General features: G+C 65.6%; 19 protein-coding genes and 1 pseudogene. 7 read left to right on the top strand and 13 right to left on the bottom strand.

Annotated elements, in window-relative coordinates; genetic code table 11:
- Nucleotides 1-161 precede the first annotated feature (161 nt).
- Both OKB81_RS13300 and gdhA read right to left on the bottom strand, forming a co-directional pair.
- On the bottom strand, nucleotides 162-365 hold the full coding sequence (locus OKB81_RS13300) for a DUF3955 domain-containing protein (protein WP_104455676.1): 204 nt from the start codon (nucleotides 363-365) through the stop codon (nucleotides 162-164).
- Nucleotides 366-549: 184 nt separating this feature from the next.
- Nucleotides 550-1,893: an NADP-specific glutamate dehydrogenase gene (gdhA, locus tag OKB81_RS13305; protein WP_113978739.1), complete on the bottom strand. Its 1,344-nt coding sequence runs from the start codon at nucleotides 1,891-1,893 to the stop codon at nucleotides 550-552.
- 557 nt (nucleotides 1,894-2,450) lie between these two features.
- On the opposite strand from gdhA, the gene rluF reads away from it, so the two are divergent.
- On the top strand, nucleotides 2,451-3,464 hold the full coding sequence (rluF, locus tag OKB81_RS13310; protein WP_257712231.1) for a 23S rRNA pseudouridine(2604) synthase RluF: 1,014 nt from the start codon (nucleotides 2,451-2,453) through the stop codon (nucleotides 3,462-3,464).
- Between the two features lie 86 nt (nucleotides 3,465-3,550).
- Here rluF and OKB81_RS13315 read toward each other — a convergent pair whose 3' ends face one another.
- Nucleotides 3,551-4,783, bottom strand: a complete 1,233-nt coding sequence (locus tag OKB81_RS13315; protein ID WP_113978735.1) for an MFS transporter — start codon at nucleotides 4,781-4,783, stop codon at nucleotides 3,551-3,553.
- Entirely contained in the window at nucleotides 4,776-5,285 is a 510-nt protein-coding gene (locus tag OKB81_RS13320; RefSeq protein WP_041212766.1) for a nucleoside deaminase, read from the bottom strand. The genes OKB81_RS13315 and OKB81_RS13320 overlap by 8 nt, the downstream gene beginning before the upstream one ends.
- 116 nt (nucleotides 5,286-5,401) lie before the next feature.
- On the opposite strand from OKB81_RS13320, the pseudogene OKB81_RS13325 reads away from it, so the two are divergent.
- Nucleotides 5,402-6,244, top strand: a pseudogene (locus OKB81_RS13325) (LysR family transcriptional regulator).
- A gap of 16 nt (nucleotides 6,245-6,260) precedes the next feature.
- On the opposite strand, the gene OKB81_RS13330 reads toward OKB81_RS13325, so the two are convergent.
- The 3 genes from OKB81_RS13330 to OKB81_RS13340 all read right to left on the bottom strand — a co-directional run bounded on the left by OKB81_RS13330 (nucleotide 6,261) and on the right by OKB81_RS13340 (nucleotide 7,456).
- On the bottom strand, nucleotides 6,261-6,728 hold the full coding sequence (locus tag OKB81_RS13330; RefSeq protein ID WP_113978734.1) for a GyrI-like domain-containing protein: 468 nt from the start codon (nucleotides 6,726-6,728) through the stop codon (nucleotides 6,261-6,263).
- A gap of 20 nt (nucleotides 6,729-6,748) precedes the next feature.
- The gene (rsmS, locus tag OKB81_RS13335; RefSeq protein WP_010674200.1) at nucleotides 6,749-6,904 is read right to left on the bottom strand and encodes a pleiotropic regulatory protein RsmS; all 156 of its coding nucleotides are present in this window, start codon (nucleotides 6,902-6,904) and stop codon (nucleotides 6,749-6,751) included.
- Nucleotides 6,905-6,988: 84 nt separating this feature from the next.
- Nucleotides 6,989-7,456, bottom strand: a complete 468-nt coding sequence (locus OKB81_RS13340) for an acyl-CoA thioesterase (protein ID WP_010674201.1) — start codon at nucleotides 7,454-7,456, stop codon at nucleotides 6,989-6,991.
- 173 nt (nucleotides 7,457-7,629) lie between these two features.
- On the opposite strand from OKB81_RS13340, the gene OKB81_RS13345 reads away from it, so the two are divergent.
- Both OKB81_RS13345 and OKB81_RS13350 read left to right on the top strand, forming a co-directional pair.
- Nucleotides 7,630-8,280: a tellurite resistance TerB family protein gene (locus OKB81_RS13345; protein ID WP_113978731.1), complete on the top strand. Its 651-nt coding sequence runs from the start codon at nucleotides 7,630-7,632 to the stop codon at nucleotides 8,278-8,280.
- Nucleotides 8,281-8,650: 370 nt separating this feature from the next.
- Entirely contained in the window at nucleotides 8,651-9,109 is a 459-nt protein-coding gene (locus tag OKB81_RS13350; RefSeq protein WP_160838529.1) for a GNAT family N-acetyltransferase, read from the top strand.
- A gap of 26 nt (nucleotides 9,110-9,135) precedes the next feature.
- On the opposite strand, the gene OKB81_RS13355 is transcribed toward OKB81_RS13350, so the two are convergent.
- Entirely contained in the window at nucleotides 9,136-10,584 is a 1,449-nt protein-coding gene (locus tag OKB81_RS13355) for an aminotransferase-like domain-containing protein (protein ID WP_124814427.1), read from the bottom strand.
- Nucleotides 10,585-10,704: 120 nt separating this feature from the next.
- On the opposite strand from OKB81_RS13355, the gene OKB81_RS13360 reads away from it, so the two are divergent.
- The 3 genes from OKB81_RS13360 to OKB81_RS13370 are packed head-to-tail and all read left to right on the top strand — an operon-like array spanning nucleotide 10,705 to nucleotide 13,545.
- Nucleotides 10,705-12,276 (top strand): cytochrome ubiquinol oxidase subunit I, encoded by a 1,572-nt coding sequence (locus tag OKB81_RS13360; protein WP_160838531.1) that lies wholly within the window; start codon nucleotides 10,705-10,707, stop codon nucleotides 12,274-12,276.
- Complete coding sequence (cydB, locus tag OKB81_RS13365) at nucleotides 12,276-13,403, top strand: cytochrome d ubiquinol oxidase subunit II (protein WP_042015906.1); 1,128 nt, start codon at nucleotides 12,276-12,278, stop codon at nucleotides 13,401-13,403. The genes OKB81_RS13360 and cydB overlap by 1 nt, the downstream gene beginning before the upstream one ends.
- 28 nt (nucleotides 13,404-13,431) lie before the next feature.
- Nucleotides 13,432-13,545 (top strand): CydX/CbdX family cytochrome bd oxidase small subunit, encoded by a 114-nt coding sequence (locus OKB81_RS13370; protein ID WP_010674207.1) that lies wholly within the window; start codon nucleotides 13,432-13,434, stop codon nucleotides 13,543-13,545.
- Between the two features lie 64 nt (nucleotides 13,546-13,609).
- Here the strand turns inward: OKB81_RS13370 and OKB81_RS13375 are convergent, their stop codons facing one another.
- From OKB81_RS13375 to OKB81_RS13395, 5 genes are all read right to left on the bottom strand, one after another.
- Nucleotides 13,610-14,779, bottom strand: coding sequence for an MFS transporter (locus tag OKB81_RS13375; protein ID WP_160838533.1), 1,170 nt, complete (start codon nucleotides 14,777-14,779; stop codon nucleotides 13,610-13,612).
- A 554-nt stretch (nucleotides 14,780-15,333) separates the two neighbouring features.
- Entirely contained in the window at nucleotides 15,334-16,137 is an 804-nt protein-coding gene (dkgB, locus tag OKB81_RS13380; RefSeq protein WP_113978726.1) for a 2,5-didehydrogluconate reductase DkgB, read from the bottom strand.
- A 67-nt stretch (nucleotides 16,138-16,204) separates the two neighbouring features.
- Complete coding sequence (locus OKB81_RS13385) at nucleotides 16,205-16,495, bottom strand: putative quinol monooxygenase (RefSeq protein WP_039038611.1); 291 nt, start codon at nucleotides 16,493-16,495, stop codon at nucleotides 16,205-16,207.
- Between the two features lie 154 nt (nucleotides 16,496-16,649).
- Nucleotides 16,650-17,015, bottom strand: coding sequence for a VOC family protein (locus OKB81_RS13390; RefSeq protein WP_113978725.1), 366 nt, complete (start codon nucleotides 17,013-17,015; stop codon nucleotides 16,650-16,652).
- Between the two features lie 26 nt (nucleotides 17,016-17,041).
- Entirely contained in the window at nucleotides 17,042-17,428 is a 387-nt protein-coding gene (locus OKB81_RS13395) for a DUF6404 family protein (protein ID WP_113978723.1), read from the bottom strand.
- Nucleotides 17,429-17,680 lie beyond the last annotated feature (252 nt).

Below are 17,680 nucleotides of genomic sequence, written 5' to 3' on the forward strand. Positions count from 1 at the left end.
TGCGCGAGCAGCTATCACCCAGTAATGGGGATCCCCCTCCTGTGACGCGAAGCGCTAAGGTGGGGGAGGATGTCAACGAATCGGTCTATTGCCTGGACCCGGATCAGAACCTCATCGAGATCAGCCGCTATTGCTGAGCTCTTGGCACCTTGCGATTTGTGTCATTGCTCCCTGGTGCGCCCCTTGCGCAGCAGAGGGATCACGGTGAGCACCATGCCGGTGAAGAGCAGCAGATAGCCCAGGGGCAGCAGGGCAAAGGGCTCGTGCAGGAAGCCCTGGGCATCGAGGGTGGAGCCCAGCAGGTTGAAGGCCAGGAAGCAGCCGAGCCCGGCCAGGATCAGCAGGGCGCCTATGGTCGTTGTCATCTCGTTCTCCTCGTTCGCGTATGGAAGAGGGGTGAGGGTGTCATGGCTGGGTGAAGCGAGCGTGAAGTGGTATCGGGCATGCAACCTGCGTCGCCCAGGTTAAAGCAACAGCTATGCAGATAACACAACAGGGCAGCCATGGGCTGCCCTGTTGATTTGGGGGATGTCACGGGAAATGGCGTGACTAGCAGACCCCTTGCGCCAGCATGGCGTCAGCCACCTTGACGAAGCCGGCAATATTGGCGCCGCTTTCGTAGTTCACATGACCATCATCCTGACCGTAACGGACACAGGTGGCATGGATACTGGTCATGATCCCCTTGAGGCGGGCGTCCACCTCCTCCCGGGTCCAGGAGAGGCGCTGGGCATTCTGGCTCATCTCGAGGCCCGAGGTGGCAACCCCGCCGGCGTTGGCCGCCTTGCCCGGGGCGAACAGCACCCGGGCGTCGTGGAAGAGGCGGATGGCGGCGGCGCTGGAGGGCATGTTGGCCCCCTCGGCCACCAGCTGCACGCCGTTGGCAATAAGCTGCGCCGCATCTTCGGCATCCAGCTCGTTCTGGGTGGCGCAGGGGAGGGCGACGTCGGTCGCCAGGTGCCAGGGGGTGCGGCCGCTGAAGAACTCGAGCCCGAGCTCATGGGCGTAATCGGCGACCCGCTTGCGTTGCTCGTTTTTAAGCGCCATCAGACGGGCCAGCTTCTCGGGGGTGAAGCCGTCCGGATCATAGACGGTGCCGCCGGAGTCGGAGGCGGTGATGACGCGGGCGCCGAGGGCCATCGCCTTCTCGATGGCGTATTGGGCCACGTTGCCCGAGCCCGACACCGAGACCCGCAGGCCATCGAGGGACTGGCCGCGATGGGCCAGCATGGCGTCGACAAAGTAGAGCAGGCCGTAGCCGGTAGCTTCCGGACGAATGAGGCTGCCGCCAAAGGAGAGTCCCTTGCCGGTGAAGACGCACTCGGCGCTGTTGGTGAGCTTCTTCATCATGCCCGCCATGTAGCTCACCTCGCGCCCGCCCACCCCGATGTCGCCCGCCGGCACGTCGGTGTTGGCCCCCAGGTGGCGATAGAGCTCCAGCATCAGGGCCTGGCAGAAGCGCATCACTTCTCCTTCGCTCTTGCCCTTGGGATCGAAATCGCTGCCCCCCTTGCCGCCGCCCATGGGCAGGGTGGTGAGGGCGTTCTTGAAGGTCTGCTCGAAGGCGAGGAATTTCAGCACCGAGAGATCCACCGAGGGGTGGAAGCGCATGCCGCCCTTGAAGGGGCCGATGGCGGAGCTGTGCTGCACCCGGTAGCCGCGATTCACCTGCACCTGGCCCTGGTCATCCACCCAGCTCACCCGAAACTGCACCAGGCGCTCGGGTTCCACCAGTCGCTCCAGCAGGCCGTGTTGCAGGTAGCGGGGGTGGCGCTCCACATAGGGCCAGATGGAGGCGATCACCTCGCTCACGGCCTGGATAAACTCGGGCTGGTGAGGGTTGCGGCTGGCGACCTGGGCCAGGAAGGCCTCCTGGGAGAGGGAATGACTCATCTTTAACTCCTGTCGTGAATGATGAAAGTGGCGTCCTGCCAGAGAGGGGTTCATGCCCGTCTTCAGGGTTCGCGGGGCTCAAGGGGCCCGTTGTTGCGTCCCGATGGGGGTGTCATTTCCCGTCGTCGGCGGGTCAGAGCAGATAATTCGCGATGACCAAAATCTTTTTATACATTTTTGCTTGATAAATATCAAGCGTTAGATCATCTGGCTATCTGCCGAAGGCCGCACCCTATCTTCGGCGGTGGGGGCCCGGCCCATGAAGTGAAAGAGGCGGGGAGTGTGCGGTGCAGCCCAATCAGGGCCGCGGCGTCACCGCACGCTGGATAATGGGGGGCCTGCTGCTGCATCAAGGGCAGCACCCCCTGTGAGCCAGCGGCCCAGGGTGCGACGGGGCCGGGCGCGGGCGCGGGCAATGTGCTACTGTAGCGGCGTTTTTTGCCGAACATGCAGGGCGCAGGCCCTTATTTCATGGAGTTGTATGCAGACGAACCCGACCACAGCGCGGCTGATCCAGCCAGCCATTCTCAAGGCCCATCCGACCGGGGAGGTGACCCATGCTGGCCGATGAATCCATGCGCCTGAACAAATACATCAGCGAGAGCGGCATCTGCTCCCGTCGTGAGGCCGATCGTTTCATCGAGCAGGGCAACGTCTTTATCAACGGCAAGCGGGCCGGGGTGGGAGATCAGGTGTTTGCCGGGGATCTGGTCAAGGTCAACGGTCAGGTGATCGAGCCGCGCGAGGCCGACAGCCTGGTCTTCATCGCCCTCAACAAGCCGGTGGGCATCGTCAGCACCACGGAGGCGGGGGAGAAGGACAACATCGTCGACTTCGTCAACCACAGCACCCGCATCTTCCCCATAGGGCGCCTCGACAAGGACTCCCAGGGGCTCATCTTCCTCACCAACCACGGGGATCTGGTGAACAAGATCCTGCGGGCGGGCAACGATCACGAGAAAGAGTACCTGGTGACCGTGGACAAGCCGGTGACCGACGAGTTCGTCCGGGGCATGGCGGCCGGGGTGCCCATCCTCGGCACCGTCACCAAGAAGTGCAAGGTGAAGCGAGAGGCCCCCTTCGTGTTTCGCATCACCCTGGTGCAGGGGCTCAACCGCCAGATCCGCCGCATGTGCGAGCACTTCGGCTTCGAGGTGACCAAGCTCGAGCGCATCCGCATCATGAACGTCAGCCTCAAGGGGCTGCCGGTGGGGGAGTGGCGCGATCTCACCGACGACGAGCTGATCGAGCTGTTCAAGCTGATTGAGGACTCCTCCTCCGAGGTGAAACCGGCCAAGGGGGCTCAGGTTGCCAAGCCCAAGGCGGCAGCGGCCGGCACCCCTGCCCAGGGCAAGAAGCCGCGGCGCAGCGACGATCACGAGATTGGCGGGCGGCCCAATGTGCCGGGTCCCGAGGCGTTCGAGAAGAAGAGCCCCGCAGGCAAGGGCGGGGCGGGCAAAGGGGCTGCCAGCAAAGGGGGGGCAGGTAAAAGCGCGCCCGGCAAGGGGGGCAAACCCGCCCCGGGCAAACCGCGGCCAGGGCAGGGCGGGCGCCAGAAGAAGGGGCGCTGAGCGCCGGGCCTTCCCGCACCCTGATGAACAACACCAGCCAAGGCCGGTGTTGTGCTTTCTGGCCCCCAAGGCCGGTGCTCGCCGGATCAGGCAGGCTTGTGGCCTGCCGTCTGCACAGCCATGGCCTGCTCCGGGGGCAGGCCCATGGCCCTTGGGTAGTGGCGCGGGTTGAGACGCACCACCAGCAGGCTCATCAGGACCAGGGCGCCGAGCTGCCACTGCCAGGCGGCGGCGAAGTCACCGCTTGCATGGTGCAGGCGGGCCGCCACCCAGGGGCCGGTAGCCGCCACCATGAAGCCGACCCCCTGCATCAGGGCGCAGAGGGCGCCCGCCCGGCGTGGGTCGGGCAGGTGATCCAGCGCAATCACCATGATGAGGGAGAAGCTCCCCCCAAGCCCGGCGCCGCACAGCAAACACCAGAGCAGGGGGGCGGTCTGGGGAGCGAGCCAGAGGCCGCCAAAGCCCGCCAGCTGCATGGCGATGGCCAGCGCCATCCAGGGGCGGCGGTCCAGCCGACCGGCTGCCAGCAGGGGCAGGCCAAGGCCGCTCGCGGTCTGGGCCAGGGCGAGCCAGGCCACCAGCTCGCCCCCTTGCTGGGCGCTCCAGCCCGCCGCCATGTAGGCCGGGGCCAGCCAGGCCACGACGATGCCGTAGCCGCTGTTGATGATGCCAAAACAGGCGATGAGCAGCCAGGTGCGGGGCAGGGGGTGCAGCCGCTGCTCCCCGGTGGGGGCGGGCGTGCAGGCCGGGGCGGGCAGGGGCACCCGCCAGGCCAACCAGCCGAGGGCCAGCAGCACCGGCAGGCCCCAGAGCGCCAGCGCCCGAGACCAGTCCAGATACTCGGCAAGGCGCGGGGTGAGCACGGCCCCGAGCGCCCCGCCCCCCATCATGCAGGCGGAGAAGATCCCCATCACCAGGGGCACCTTTTGGGCGAACCCCTCCTTGATGAGGCTGGGCAGCACCCCCTGCACCAGGGCCGAGCCCAGCCCGCACAGGGCGGCGCTGGCGATGAGCAGGGCGCCGCTCGCCAGGTCGACGCGCAGGGCGCTGCCAAGGGCGAGCAGCAGCAGGGCAGCCCCGAGCAGGGGGCGCGGGCCCGTGCGACCCAGGAGCGCCGGGGTGAGCAGCACGCCGACCCCGATAAGCCAGAGGGGCAGCAGGGTGACCCAGGCCAGGGTATCTACCCCGAGGGCCAGCCTCGCGTCGATGCGAGGGGCCAGGGGGCCGATGGCGGTGAGGAAGGGGCGCAGGTTGAGGGCGATGAGGATCACCAGCACCAGCAAGGCGCCGCTGCCCGGGGGGAGGCGGCGCTTATGCATGGGGCAGGGGACCGTAGAGGGTTTCGGCCGCGATGGGGCTTGCCAGCTTGATGAGGGGCAGGGGCGGTGGGCACAGGGGCAGGCGCAGGGCGGCGTAGGCGGCGCGGCTGTCATAGCCGAAGGGGGCGGCATCGTCGTTGTCAAAGGCGTAGTAGACCGCCTGGATACCGTTCATCACCAGGGCCGACAGGCACATGGGGCAGGGGTGCCCGCTGGCATAGACGATGGCCCCGGCCAGCGGCCCCTGGCGACTCCCTTCCCGCAGCGCTTCCAGCTCCGCGTGACGGGTGGGGTCCCCCGCCTCCAGCATGCGGTTGACGGCGCTCGCCACCAGCCGGTTCTCCCTCACCAGCAGGGCGGCGAAGGGGCGCCCCCCTTGCTGGCGATGGGTCAGGGCCAGGTGCAGGGCCTGCTCCAGCCACTCCTGATGGCTGGGGGCCGAGGCGGCGGTGAGGGAGTTGAGGAGGCGGGCACCGGACTGGGAAGGGGGTGGCATGGTCATATCCTGGCAAAAAAGGGGGAGGACAGCAGCCTAGAGGGTCGCCGCATCATTTGGAAATTAAATGATAAAATGACTTCCAGTGGTTTTATAAATGGAGATTGCCCATGGAGCGCCCCCTGCTGGACCCCCAATTGCTGCAGAGCTTCGTCGTCATCGTCGAAACCGGCAGCTTTACCCGCGCCGCCGAGCGTATCCACCTCACCCAGTCCACCCTGAGCCAGCAGATGCGCCGCCTGGAGCAGCAGCTGGGCTGCACCCTGCTCGACCGATCCGGCCGCCAGGTGGTGACCACGGCCCAGGGGGAGACCCTGCTCGGGCTGGCGCGCCGCATCCTGGGGCTGCTGGCCCGGGCGGGGGAGCGGGTGAGCGAGGCGAGCCACCCCCTGCGCCTCGGGGTGCCGGAGGATTTTGCCGCGGGGGCCATGACCCCGGTACTGGCCGCCTTCGCCCGCGCGCACCCGCAGGTGCGGCTGGAGGTGCAAAGCGATCTCAGCCATGCCCTGTGGCAGGCCTTCGAAGGGGGAGAGCTGGATCTGGCCCTCATCAAACAGGGGCGCGGCCAGGGGGAGCCCATCGCCCGCTGGCGCGAGCCCCTGGCCTGAGTTGACAGCCGGGAGTGGCCCGCCGCCGGGCGCGACCCTCTGCCTCTGGTGGTGTTTCCAAGCGAGGGGCTCTACCGGCGCCAGATGACCGACGCCCTGGATGCCGAGGGGATCCCCTGGCGCATCGCCTACGTGAGCGGCAGTCTCGCCAGCCTGCAAGGGGCGGTGAGCGCGGGGATCGGGGTCAGCCTGCTGCCGGCGCGCCTGCTGCAACCGGATCAGGTGGTGCTGGCTCACTGGCCTGCGGTGCGCTCGGTGGAGCTGGCCCTGCACCAGGGGCCGGGCACGAGCGAACCCCTCGCCCGCCTGGGGGAGGCGCTGATCGCGCTCTGTGACGAGGTGATGGGGCCGAGGTAGCCCGGGCGGCCAGGGGTCAGGCCAGGGCCTGTTTTGGCACCACGGCGAGCCAGATTTCCACTTCGCCGCTGCCGGTGGCGGCGTCAAAGCGGGCGCCGTAGCGCTCGAAATCCGGCTGCTGGGCAGATTGATAGTCCGATTGCGCGAGCCACGCCAGGGCCTGGTGCCAGGTGTGCGGCAGGGTCGCGACATGCCCCTGATGCAAGAAGATGGCGTAGGTCTGGGGGGCGATGCGCATGCGGCCAAGCCCGGGAGGCAGCACCTCCAGGGCGGCGACCTCCACCCCGCAGAGGTATTCGCAGTGAGTGTCGGTGGCGGCGCAGATGACGCCATAGGCGTGCTCACCGAGTTGCCCCGGCAGAGGAAGCAGGGCGCTGAGGTCGCGCCACTGGCCGGCGAAGTCCCCCTGCTCGAAGGGGTGGTGACGGCGCAGCCCCCCGAGGAGCATGGCGCGGCCTTGTTCGATGCGAATGGGTGCTGACATGGTGCCTCCTGCGGGGGCGCTCAGGCCTCCCGACCTTCCTCGAGCTTGCGCTCATAATCCCGGCGAACGATGGCGAGTGCCGCCAGGGCCAGCGCGGGGGCGATGTGGTTGGTTTCCAGCAGTTCAATCAGATCCACCGCGAGCTGGACCTCGGGGGGGGCATTTTCCAGGGACATCTTGGGTTCTCAAGGGCAAGGGTGGTCGCCATTATAGCGCCCGGCGGCGCGAAGACACGCCCCGGCTGCCCGGGGCGGGACGGGTCACATGTGCTGGCGCATCTCCTTGTCCAGCTCCTCGCGCAGGGCCATCAGCTTTTTGGCGTACTGCTGCAACTGCAGATCGCTCTCGCTCACCGGCTGCCACTGGGGCACCGGGGTGGGTTTGCCATGCTCGTCCATGGCCACGAAGATGATGATGCAGTGGGTGGTCTTGCGCCGCTCCGGGTCGGTGGGGTGGCGGCTGTAGACATCCACCGCCAGGTGCATGCTGGTGGTGCCGGTGTGGATCACCTTGGCGTGTACCTCCACCAGTTGGCCTATCTGGATGGGACGCAAGAAGCGGATGCCCCCCACATAGACGGTGACGGCATAGCCGCCACACCAGCCGGCGGCGCAGGCGTAGCCGGCCTGGTCAATCCACTTCATCACCATGCCGCCATGGACTTTGCCGCCAAAGTTGACGTCGGCGGGTTCGGCGAGAAATTGCAGGGTCAGTTCACGGGCGCTCATGGTACTTCCTTATGTCGAGGCAAGGGGGGACTCCTTGGCTGTCCCCCGGGGACAATAGCAGCGGGCGGGGCCGACACTGATCCAACCAGCGCCTCTTCTTGTCTGCGCCGTCATTCACCTTGAGTTCAGCGCAGGCGGCCCAGCATGACTCATCACGCGAGGGAGGAGGCCCCATGAAACAGATGCTGGAGCAATTGATGGGAGCTGGCAAGGGCTGGCTCAACGACGGTAGTGACACGCGCAAGGCCCAGATGAAGGGCATGGCGCAGGGGGGATTGGCCGCCGGGGCCATGGCGCTGCTGCTTGGCAACAAGAAGATGCGCAAATATGGCACCAAGGTGGCGGCGGTGGGAGGCGCGGCGGCTCTCGGGGGGCTGGCCTACAAGCTCTATCAGGACTGGCAGACCCAGCAGTCCACCCCGGCCCAGCCGACCCAGCCCCTGGACACCCTGGAGGGCAAGGCCCTGGATGCCCGCGCCAACCTGCTGGTGCGCGCCATGGTGGCGGCGGCCCGGGCCGACGGCCACATCGATGCCGCCGAGCGCCAGAAGATCCAGGAGTACCTGACCGAACAGGGGGAGCGGGATGCGGCCCGCTGGATTGACGCCGAGCTCTCCCGCCCCCTCGACCCCCATGTCCTGGCGCGAGAAGTGACCGACATGGAGCTGGCGACCGAGGTCTACCTCGCCTCCCTGCTCACCATTGAGGTGGATCACTTCATGGAGCGCGGTTATCTGGACGAGCTGGCGCGTGCCTTGAAGCTGGATGACAACCTCAAGGGGAGCATAGAGCGCCAGGTGGCCCAGCTGGGGGCGCCGGGCTGAGCCCGGGAGTCTGCGGATGCACAAGGCCCCGTCATGGGCAATGCTGTTCACTTAAGAGAATTTGAGTTCCAGTCCACGTAGTATCAGGGCAAAAAATGAGGGAGGCATGATGCCTCCCTCTTTCTATTGCAAGCCACGCTGGATAAAGGCTGAAGGAACATCGACTGGAAACAGCCTTGCTCCCCCAACTCAAGTCGCATTTATGAATAATTAGTCAAAAATGTGCTTATCTGAACAGCATTGCCCGTCATGGGGCCTTGTCGTTGCCGGGGGCTGTTGATTGCCGTGACGAGCCGATAAGATGCGGGTTCCAAAGGGTGACCGCCGAGCCTCTTTCCTCGCTGGCGACCCTCACTGCAAGGAGCATCAGGTGGACATTCGCAAGGCAACTGAACAGGATATCGACGCCATTCTGGCCCTGAACCGGCAGATAGGTCAGCTCCACTTCGAACAGGTGCCCGAGGTGTTCTGCCCCCCGTCCCCGGAGGACAGGGCCTTCTTGCTCGGCGCCATAGCCGACGAGGCGCGTCTTTTCTGCGTGGCGGTGGTGGCGGGAGAGGTGGCGGGCTTTCTCACCGCCCGCATCGACCTCAACGAGAGCGTCCCCTTTCTCAGCAAGCTGCCCGTCTGCCGCATCACGACCGTGGTGGTGGATGAGTGGCAGCGCTCCCGGGGCATCGGCCGGGCGCTGATCGCCCACGGGGACCAGTGGGGCAAGGCGCGGGGCGCAAGCCAGCTGCGCCTGGAGGTGATGGCTTTCAACGAGCGGGCCAGGGCCCTCTACGAGCGACTGGGCTTCAAGGCCCAGTCACAGACCATGGCCAGATAAGGCGCACTCGCTTGCAAAAGGGCCCGTTACGGGCCCTTGTCGTGTGAGGCGTCAGGGGGGCTCTGCCAGGTTTCCCGTTGCCGGGCGATGAGGCCCGCCAGCCGGGTGAGGGCCGCGTCCAGTTGCGGGCTCCAGGGATGGGAGCTGTTGAGGCGCAGGCAGTGGTTGTGCTGGCCCTGGCTGGAGAAGAGGGCCCCGGGGGCGATGGAGACCCCCTGTTCGATGGCGCTGGCATAGAGCGCCCGGCCATCGAGGCGGGCGTCAAATTCGAGCCAGAGAAAGTAGCCACCATCGGGGTTGGAGATACGCGCCTCGGGGAAGAGGCGCATCAGGGCTGCCCGCATCTGCTGCTGGCGCTGGGCCAGGGTGTGGCGCAGGCGGCGAAAGTGGGCGTCCACCCCGCCCTGGCGCAACATATCGGCCAGCGCCAGCTGACTGGGCACATTGGTCGAGAGCGTCGACATCAGTTGCAGCCGCTGGATGCGCTCGGCGTGGCGCTTGGCCACTACCCAGCCGACCCGAAAGCCCGGCGCCAGACACTTGGTCCAGGAGCCGCACAGCAGGCTCTCTCCCCGCGCATCCCAATGGGTGATGGGCCTTGGCCGCTCACGCCCGACATAGAGCTCCGCATAGACGTCATCCTCCACCAGGGGAACCTGATGGCGGTTGAGCAGCGCCATCAACGCCTGCTTGTGCTCATCGGGCATGGTGTGGCCGAGGGGGTGCTGCACATTGCCCATCAGCCAGCACGCCTTGACGGGGCGCTGGGCAAGGGCCTCCTCCAGCAGGGCGAGATCGATGCCCACCCCGGGGATCACCGGGATCTCCACCACCTTGAGCTTAAGCCGCTCGATGGCCTGCAGGGCGCCGTAGAAGGTGGGGGACTCCACCACCACCCAGTCGCCGGGCTCGGTCAGCACCTGAAGACTGAGGGAGAGCGCCTCCATGGCCCCCGTGGTGATGATGATCTGCTGGGGATCCACCGCCATCCCCTCGCCGGCGTAGCGCCGGGCGATGGCGCGGCGCAGTGCCTCGTTGCCGGGGGGCAGATCTGCCACCGTGCTGAAGGGATCGAGGCGGCGCATGCAACTGCCGAGGGCCCGACCGAGCTGGGGGTGGGGGAAGAGGGTCGGGTCCGCCACCGCCATGCCAAGGGGCACCAGCTCCCGTGACTTGCTCGCCTGCAGCACCTCGAACACCAGATCGTTGATGTCCACCGAGCCGCTGTAGCGGGCCTGCTGGGGCTGGCTCTCCCGCCGGGCCGTGCTCGCGGCCTTGACATAGTAGCCGGACTGGGGCCGCGCCAGGATGAGGCCGCGGCTTTCGAGCAGCTGATAGGCCTGGAGCACCGTCATGGGGCTGAGGCCGTGGGTCTTGCAGCTCTGGCGGATGGAGGGGATGCGCTCCCCCGGCTGCCAGAGGCCGCTCGTGATCTGCTGTTGCAGCTGGTCTGCCAACTGGCCGTAGCGGGACATGGTGGGCCCAAACTGTTATAGGTGTTTTTCACTATAACTGCATCTGTTATAGGTGTCATGGACCATGGTGTACTTGGCGGGCGAAAACCTGTCCGTTAAATGCAACATAGAGAGTCATGCATGATAAGCCTGGATGATGTGGTCAGCCTCTCCCGAATACAGTTCGGGGCGACGGCGATGTTCCACTTTCTGTTTGTGCCCCTCACCCTGGGGCTGTCCTGGAGCCTGGTGATCGCCGAGTCGGCCTACGTGATGACCGGCAAGGTGATCTACAAGGACATCACCCGCTTCTGGGGCAAGCTGTTTGGCATCAACTTCGTGATGGGGGTGACCACCGGGATCACCCTGGAGTTCCAGTTCGGGACCAACTGGGCCTATTACTCCCACTATGTCGGCGATATCTTCGGCACGCCGCTGGCGGTGGAGGGGCTGATGGCCTTCTTCCTCGAGTCCACATTGGTGGGCCTCTTCTTCTTCGGCTGGGACAAGCTCTCCCGCGGTCAGCACCTGCTGGTGACCATGCTGGTGGCGCTCGGCTCCAACCTCTCCGCCCTCTGGATCCTCATCGCCAACGGCTGGATGCAAAACCCGGTCGGCGCCGAGTTCAACCCCATGACCATGCGCATGGAGCTGGTGGACGTGGCCGCGGTCATCTTCAACCCGGTGGCCCAGGTCAAGTTCGTCCACACGGTGGCGGCGGGCTATGTGGCGGCCTCCCTGTTCGTGATGGGGGTGAGCAGCTGGTATCTGCTGCGCGGCATGGAGGTGCGCTTCGCCCTGCGATCCTTTGCCATCGCCTCGGGTTTTGGCCTCGCGGCCATCCTCTCTGTCATCGTGCTCGGGGACGAGTCGGGCTATCGCTCGGGGGAGGTGCAGAAGGTCAAGCTCGCCGCCATCGAGGCGGAGTGGGAGACGGAGCCCGCCCCGGCTTCTTTCACCCTGTTCGGCCTGCCGGATCAGCGTGCCGAGACCACCCACGCGGCTATCAAGATACCCTATCTGATGGGCATCATCGCCACCCGCTCCCTGGATGAGCAGGTGACGGGCCTCAAAGATCTGAAAGCGCAGCACGAGGCGCGCATTCGCAGCGGCATGCTGGCCCACGAGGCGCTCGAAGCGATGCGGGCAGATGGCAGCAACCAGGCGGCCCGCGCCACCTTCGAGCGCCACCGCGGCGATCTGGGCTACGGCCTCTTGCTCACCCCCTATGCCAAGGAGATTGGCAAAGCGGACGAGGCGGCCATCGCCAAGGCGGTGGCGGACTCCATCCCCCAGGTGGCGCCGCTGTTCTGGAGCTTTCGCCTGATGGTGGGCATCGGCGTGGCGCTGCTGGCGCTCTTTGCCGCCGCCTTCCTGCAGCTGTGCCGGGGCAGGCTGGTGCAATCCCCGCTGCTGCTCAGGGCCCTGCTCTGGTCTATTCCGCTGCCCTGGATTGCCATCGAGGCGGGCTGGTTCGTGGCGGAGTTCGGTCGCCAGCCCTGGACCATCAGCGACGTGCTGCCGGTGTCGGCCTCCGTCTCCCTGCTGCAACCGGGGCAGCTCTGGTTCAGCCTCATCGCCATCTTCCTCATCTACAGCAGCCTGCTGGTGGTGGAGTTGTTCTTGTTGCGTCATGTGATCCGCAAAGGGCCTGCCAGCCTGCAGACGGGTCGTTATCAAGGTGAAGTGTTGCAAAACGGGAGTCCTGCCTGATGGATTACGAAACCCTGAAAGTGATCTGGTGGGGGCTGGTGCTCTTCCTGCTGGTCGGCTTCGTGGTGATGGATGGCTTCGATCTCGGGGTCGGCATGCTGCTGCCCGTGGTCGGCAAGACGGATGACGAGCGGCGGGTGCTGCTCAACAGCGTGGGGCCGGTGTGGGAGGGCAACCAGGTGTGGCTCATCGCCGGTGCCGGCACCCTGTTTGCCGCCTGGCCCCTGGTCTATGCCGCCGCCTTCTCGGCGCTTTACGTGCCCTTCATGTTCCTGCTGTTCGGCCTCTTTTTGCGCCCGGTGGGCTTTGACTATCGCAGCAAGCTGCCGGACCCGGTCTGGCGCCGCTGGTGGGACCGCGCCCTGGTGGTGGGCGGTCTGCTGCCGACCCTGGTGTTTGGTGCCACCCTTGGCCTGGTGCTGCAAGGGCTGCCGTTTCGCTTCGATGCGGCCCTTCGCATCCACTATGGCGCCTTTGCGTTCCACTGGCCGCTGCTGTTGACCGCCATGGGGACGGCGCTGGCGCTGCTCTTGCTGCACGGTGCCAGCTTCCTCCAGTGCAAGACCCAGGGGGCCATAGCAGCGCGCAGCGCCCGCCTCGCCCTCTGGCTCGGCCCCCTGGCGAGCGCCCTCTTTGCCCTTGGCGGCGTCTGGCTTGGGGAGATGGCGGGGTATCGCATCACGGCCATCGGCGATCTCAACGGCGCCCTCACTCCGCTGATGAAAGAGGTGGTGGCGGTGCCGGCGGGCTGGCTTGGCAACTTTGTCGCCCATCCGGTGCTCTGGGCCGTGCCTGTGCTCGGGCTCCTGCTGCCCCTGGTGTGCGCGCTGGCAAGCCGCCTCGGCAAGTCCGGGCTGGCGCTCGTTGCCAGCGGCGGTGCCTGCGCCGCCATGATGCTGACCGTGGCCATCGCGCTCTTCCCCTTCGTGCTGCCCTCGTCCCTGGATCCGGCCAGCAGCCTGACCCTGTGGGACAGCACCTCCAGCGAGCGCACCCTGCTTATCATGCTGGGGATCGTCGGGGTACTGATGCCGGTCAACATCGGCTATACCCTCTGGGTCTACCGGGTGGTGCGCGGCAGGGTCAGCGCCGAGCAGGTGCGCCAGCACGGCCACAGCCTCTACTAATCCGCTTCAACACAAGGATCAATGCGATATGTGGTATTTCACCTGGTTGCTGGGGCTGGGGTTCGCCTTGCTCTGCGGGCTGGTCAACCTGCTCTGGCTGGAGGCGCGCTGGGCTGCCGATGAGGATCTCAAGGAGCCCTGAGCCTCGCATCTTGCCCATGAAAAAAAGGCCGACACAGGGTGTCGGCCTTTTGCTTGCCCGGGGGTCAGGCAAGGGCGGCGCGGCGCTCGCCCGCTTCGCTGACATGGGTGAGGCCGTAGGCCAGCAGCACGATGAGGGCACCAATCCAGGGGGTGTGCATCAGGCCGAGGTGCTCCACCACGAAACCGCCGACCACGGAGCCCAGCGCAATGCCGACGTTGAAGGCGGCGATGTTGAGGCCGGAGGCCACATCCACGGCATTGGGGGTGTGGCGCTCGGCCTGTTTCACCACCAGTACCTGAAGACCCGGCACGTTGCCAAAGGCGAAGGCGCCCCACACCAGCACGGTCAGTACCGCCAGCACCGGGTGCGGTGCGGTGAAGGTGAGCACCAGCAGCACCACGGCGAGACCTGCAAACAGCAGCTTGAGGGCAGGCAGCGGACCCATCCGGTCGGCGAGCTTGCCGCCCCAGATATTGCCGACGGCGACCGATACCCCGTACACCAGCAGAATGAGGCTCACCGCGCCGGCGCTAAAGCCGCTCACCTGTTGCAGGATGGGGGCGAGGAAGGTAAACGCCGTGAAGGCACCGCCGTAACCGAGCGCCGTCTTGGCGTAGACCAGCAGCAGCGGTTTCTTGGTGAGCACCGAGAGCTGCTCGCGAACGCTGGAGGCGGCCCCCTTCGGCAGGTTCCCCGGTACCAGCAGCAGGCTGCCCACCATGGCGACGAGGCCGAGCAGGCTCACCACCAGGAAGGTCTCGCGCCAGCCAAAGACCTGACCAATCCAGGTGCCAAGCGGGACGTCGGTCACCAGGGCGACCGTGAGGCCGCTGAACATGATGGCGATGGCGCTGGCCGCCTTCTCTTTGGCCACGAGACCCGTGGCGATGGTGCTGCCTACCGAGAAGAAGACCCCGTGGGCCAGCCCGGTGAGAATGCGGGCCACAATCAGGCTCTCGTACCCGGGGGCCTGCCAGGCCAGCAGGTTGCCGACGGTGAAGAGGGCCATCAGCCCTACCAGCAGCCACTTGCGCGGCAGCTTGCCGGTGAGCGCCGTGAGCACGGGGGCGCCGATGGCCACCCCAAGGGCATAGAGGCTGACCAGCAGGCCCGCCGAGGGGAGCGAGACATTGAGCTGCTCGGCGATGGTGGGGATGAGCCCCACGATCACGAATTCGGTGGTGCCTATGGCAAAGGCACTTAAGGTGAGGGCAAATAACGCCAGTGGCATAACAACTCCTTGGATTGGGACTCCCGACGGGAGAATGGCGCCAGTATGCCGAGGGTGTTTGTTGGTAAAAATGACGGCAACGTCAAATTACTTTTGCCAAATCAGCAGCAATTGGGGCGTGGAAGTGGGAGTGGCTGAGGTTGCAGAGACAAGAGTGGGCCGTATAGAGCGAGTTGAGTGCAGAGGCAAAGCGTACAGACCGAACTGGGAATAAAGAGGGAAGGGCAGCGGAAGGTTGCAGGGGAGGGGGCCAGCGGCGCGGGTGGCAGTGACGCGCGGTATTGGGGACAAAAAAGCGGGAGGCACTGGGCCTCCCGCTGGTGTTCTCGTCGACGGTGTCGGGTTTTCTTTGCTCCCTTCTCCCCTTGCGGGAGAAGGGCTGGGGATGAGGGGGCTATCTGGTTTAAGGCCTGATGACCTGAATAGAAGAGCCTGCCCTCACCCTCACCCTCTCCCTCTCCCTCTCCCTCTCCCATAGGGAGAGGGGATAGCCCGTGGTTGCAGTCTGTTCGTGAGGGTCGCCGCTATCCACCGCCGAATCGAGAGGCCATGGTTTAATCCCAATCCGGCGCAAAGTCCGGGTTGGCGCAGCGCTCGCCCCGATCCAGGGTGGCGATGGCGGCCATCTCGTCGCTGCTGAGCCGTACCTTCAGCGCAGCCAGGTTGGCGGCCAGATTCTCCCGTTTGGTAGAGCTCGGGATCACCGTCATGCCCTGGGCCAGCAGCCAGGCCAGCGACACCTGGGCCGCCGAGACGCCGTGGCGCTTGCCGATCTCCATCAGCAGCGGCTCGGCGAGCACCTTGCCATAGGCGAGCGGCATATAGGCGGTGATGGCGATGCCGTGGGCCTGGCAGAAATCGACCACCTTGCGGTTTTGCAGCAGGGGGTGGATCTCCACCTGCTGGTGGGCGATGGCGCCCGGCCCCAAAATCTCGATGGCCTGTTTAAGCTGGGCCACGGTGAAGTTGGAGACCCCGATCTCCCGGGTCAGGCCCCGGGCTTTGGCCTCGGCGAGCTGCTCCAGATAGACCGCCATCGGCACCTCATCCTGGGGGGAGGGCCAGTGAATGAGCGCCAGGTCCAGATAGTCGGTGCGCAGTTTCTCCAGGCTCACTTCCAGGCTCGGGATCACCTTGCCCGGACCGAACTCGCTGGTCCACACCTTGGTGGTCAGGTAGATATCCTGGCGGGGCACGCCACTCTCGCTCATCAACTGGCCGACTTCGGCCTCGTTGTCATAGATCTGGGCGGTGTCGATATGGCGGTAGCCAAGTTCCAGCCCCTGGAGCAGGGAGTCGCGAAGGGGCTGATCTTTCAGGCGGAAGGTTCCAAGACCCAGGTTGGGCATCTTCATCATCAAATTCCTCAGGTTAGTGTTTCTACGCTCAAATGATGGGCTTTGCCTGCGCCGAGGGCGGAGGCAGTCAGGCGCGCCGGTAGCGGCTCACGATCCGGTTGGCAAACCAGGGGGAGGCGAGGCTGGCAAAGGCGATGTAGTGGGGCTGCTGCTGGTGGGCGAGCAGGGCGGTTTCGCTCTCCCACTCCTCGTACAGCATCCAGCTGTGGGGGCTCTCCAGGCTCTGGTGCAACTGGTAGCGAAGGCACCCCGGCTCTTGCAGGGTAGCGGCGATCAGCGGCTCGAGGGCAGCGCGAAACTGGGCGGCGAATTCGGGTTTGGCGTCAAGCTGGGCAATCACGATCAGGGGGGATGGCATCTGAACCTCCTCGTTAAGACGGGGGTCAGTATGCCCGCCCCAGACTGGGGGATACAGGGCAGCAGTCGCAAAACACTATTGAGGTGAGTGCAGCAATGTGGCCTCCCCATGGCTGGTCGTGGTGCAGGTGGGCCAGGGGGAGGGCGGAGTATTATCAGGCGCTGGCCTGTTCGGACCAGACCGCAAATTCATTGCCGCTGGGCTCGACAAAGTGAAAGCGGCGGCCACCGGGGAAGTCGAACAGGGGGCGCACTATGGTGCCGCCATGCTGGCTCACCTTGCCCTGGGTCGCCTCGATATCGGCGCTGTAGAACACCAGGAGCGCCCCGCCCTGAGCACTCTGGCTGCACAGTTCGGCGCGGTAGAAGCCGCCATCCAGCCCTTCTCCCTCGAAGGCGCAATAATTGGGGCCGTAGTCGGCAAACTGCCAGCCAAAGGCGGCGGTGAAGAAGGCCTTGGTGGCGGCAAGATCCCTGGCCGCAAAATCCACATAGTTCAGTTTTTCATGGGCCCTGGTCATAAGGGTCTCCTTGTCGATATCGGTGGTTATTTCGGTTGCCAGCGTTTTTGCGTGGGGCTCGTGGAGAGTGGCAAGGCGTCCCAGGGGGTCAGCTTGAGCTGCTTGCGCCTAAACCAGAACCAGGTCCCCATCAGCAGACCGAGCCCGATGCCAAACAGCAGGCTCTGGCGCAGGGCAAACCCCGGGCTCACCTCATCCTGCCAGCCGAGGCACCACATCAACACCCCCCAGATAGCGCCGATGGGGAGTCCCAGGGCAAGAACGTTGATCAGAAAGCGTTCGTAGTGGGGCGGCCTGATGGTGAACCCCGCCTTTCGCAGCAGCCAGATGATCGGCGGGTTGTAGTTGAGCGTTTGCACGCCCTTCTCGGCCAGCTCCCGATGGGCGGCGGCCAGCCTGTTGTCGAATGTCATGGATCGTCCCTGTCATAGTGTGGCGCCATACGGTGCCGGTTGGCGGCATTGTACTGGCAAGGGCGCAGATAAAACAGGTGGTGCGTCACGATACGAAGCGACGCCTGTCTTGCCAACTCCCGGCCATTGCACCTATAAAGACCCATTACTCTTGCCAGGATGACAACAATGAAGACCCATCTTAAATGCGAAAGGGGACTCCCTCCGACGTAGGTGGGAGGGGAATTTCGCCGGGGCGTCAGCCCCGCTGGT

Origin of the sequence: Aeromonas sp. QDB56 (genome assembly GCF_027705505.1) — a bacterium.
GTDB lineage: Bacteria > Pseudomonadota > Gammaproteobacteria > Enterobacterales > Aeromonadaceae > Aeromonas > Aeromonas caviae.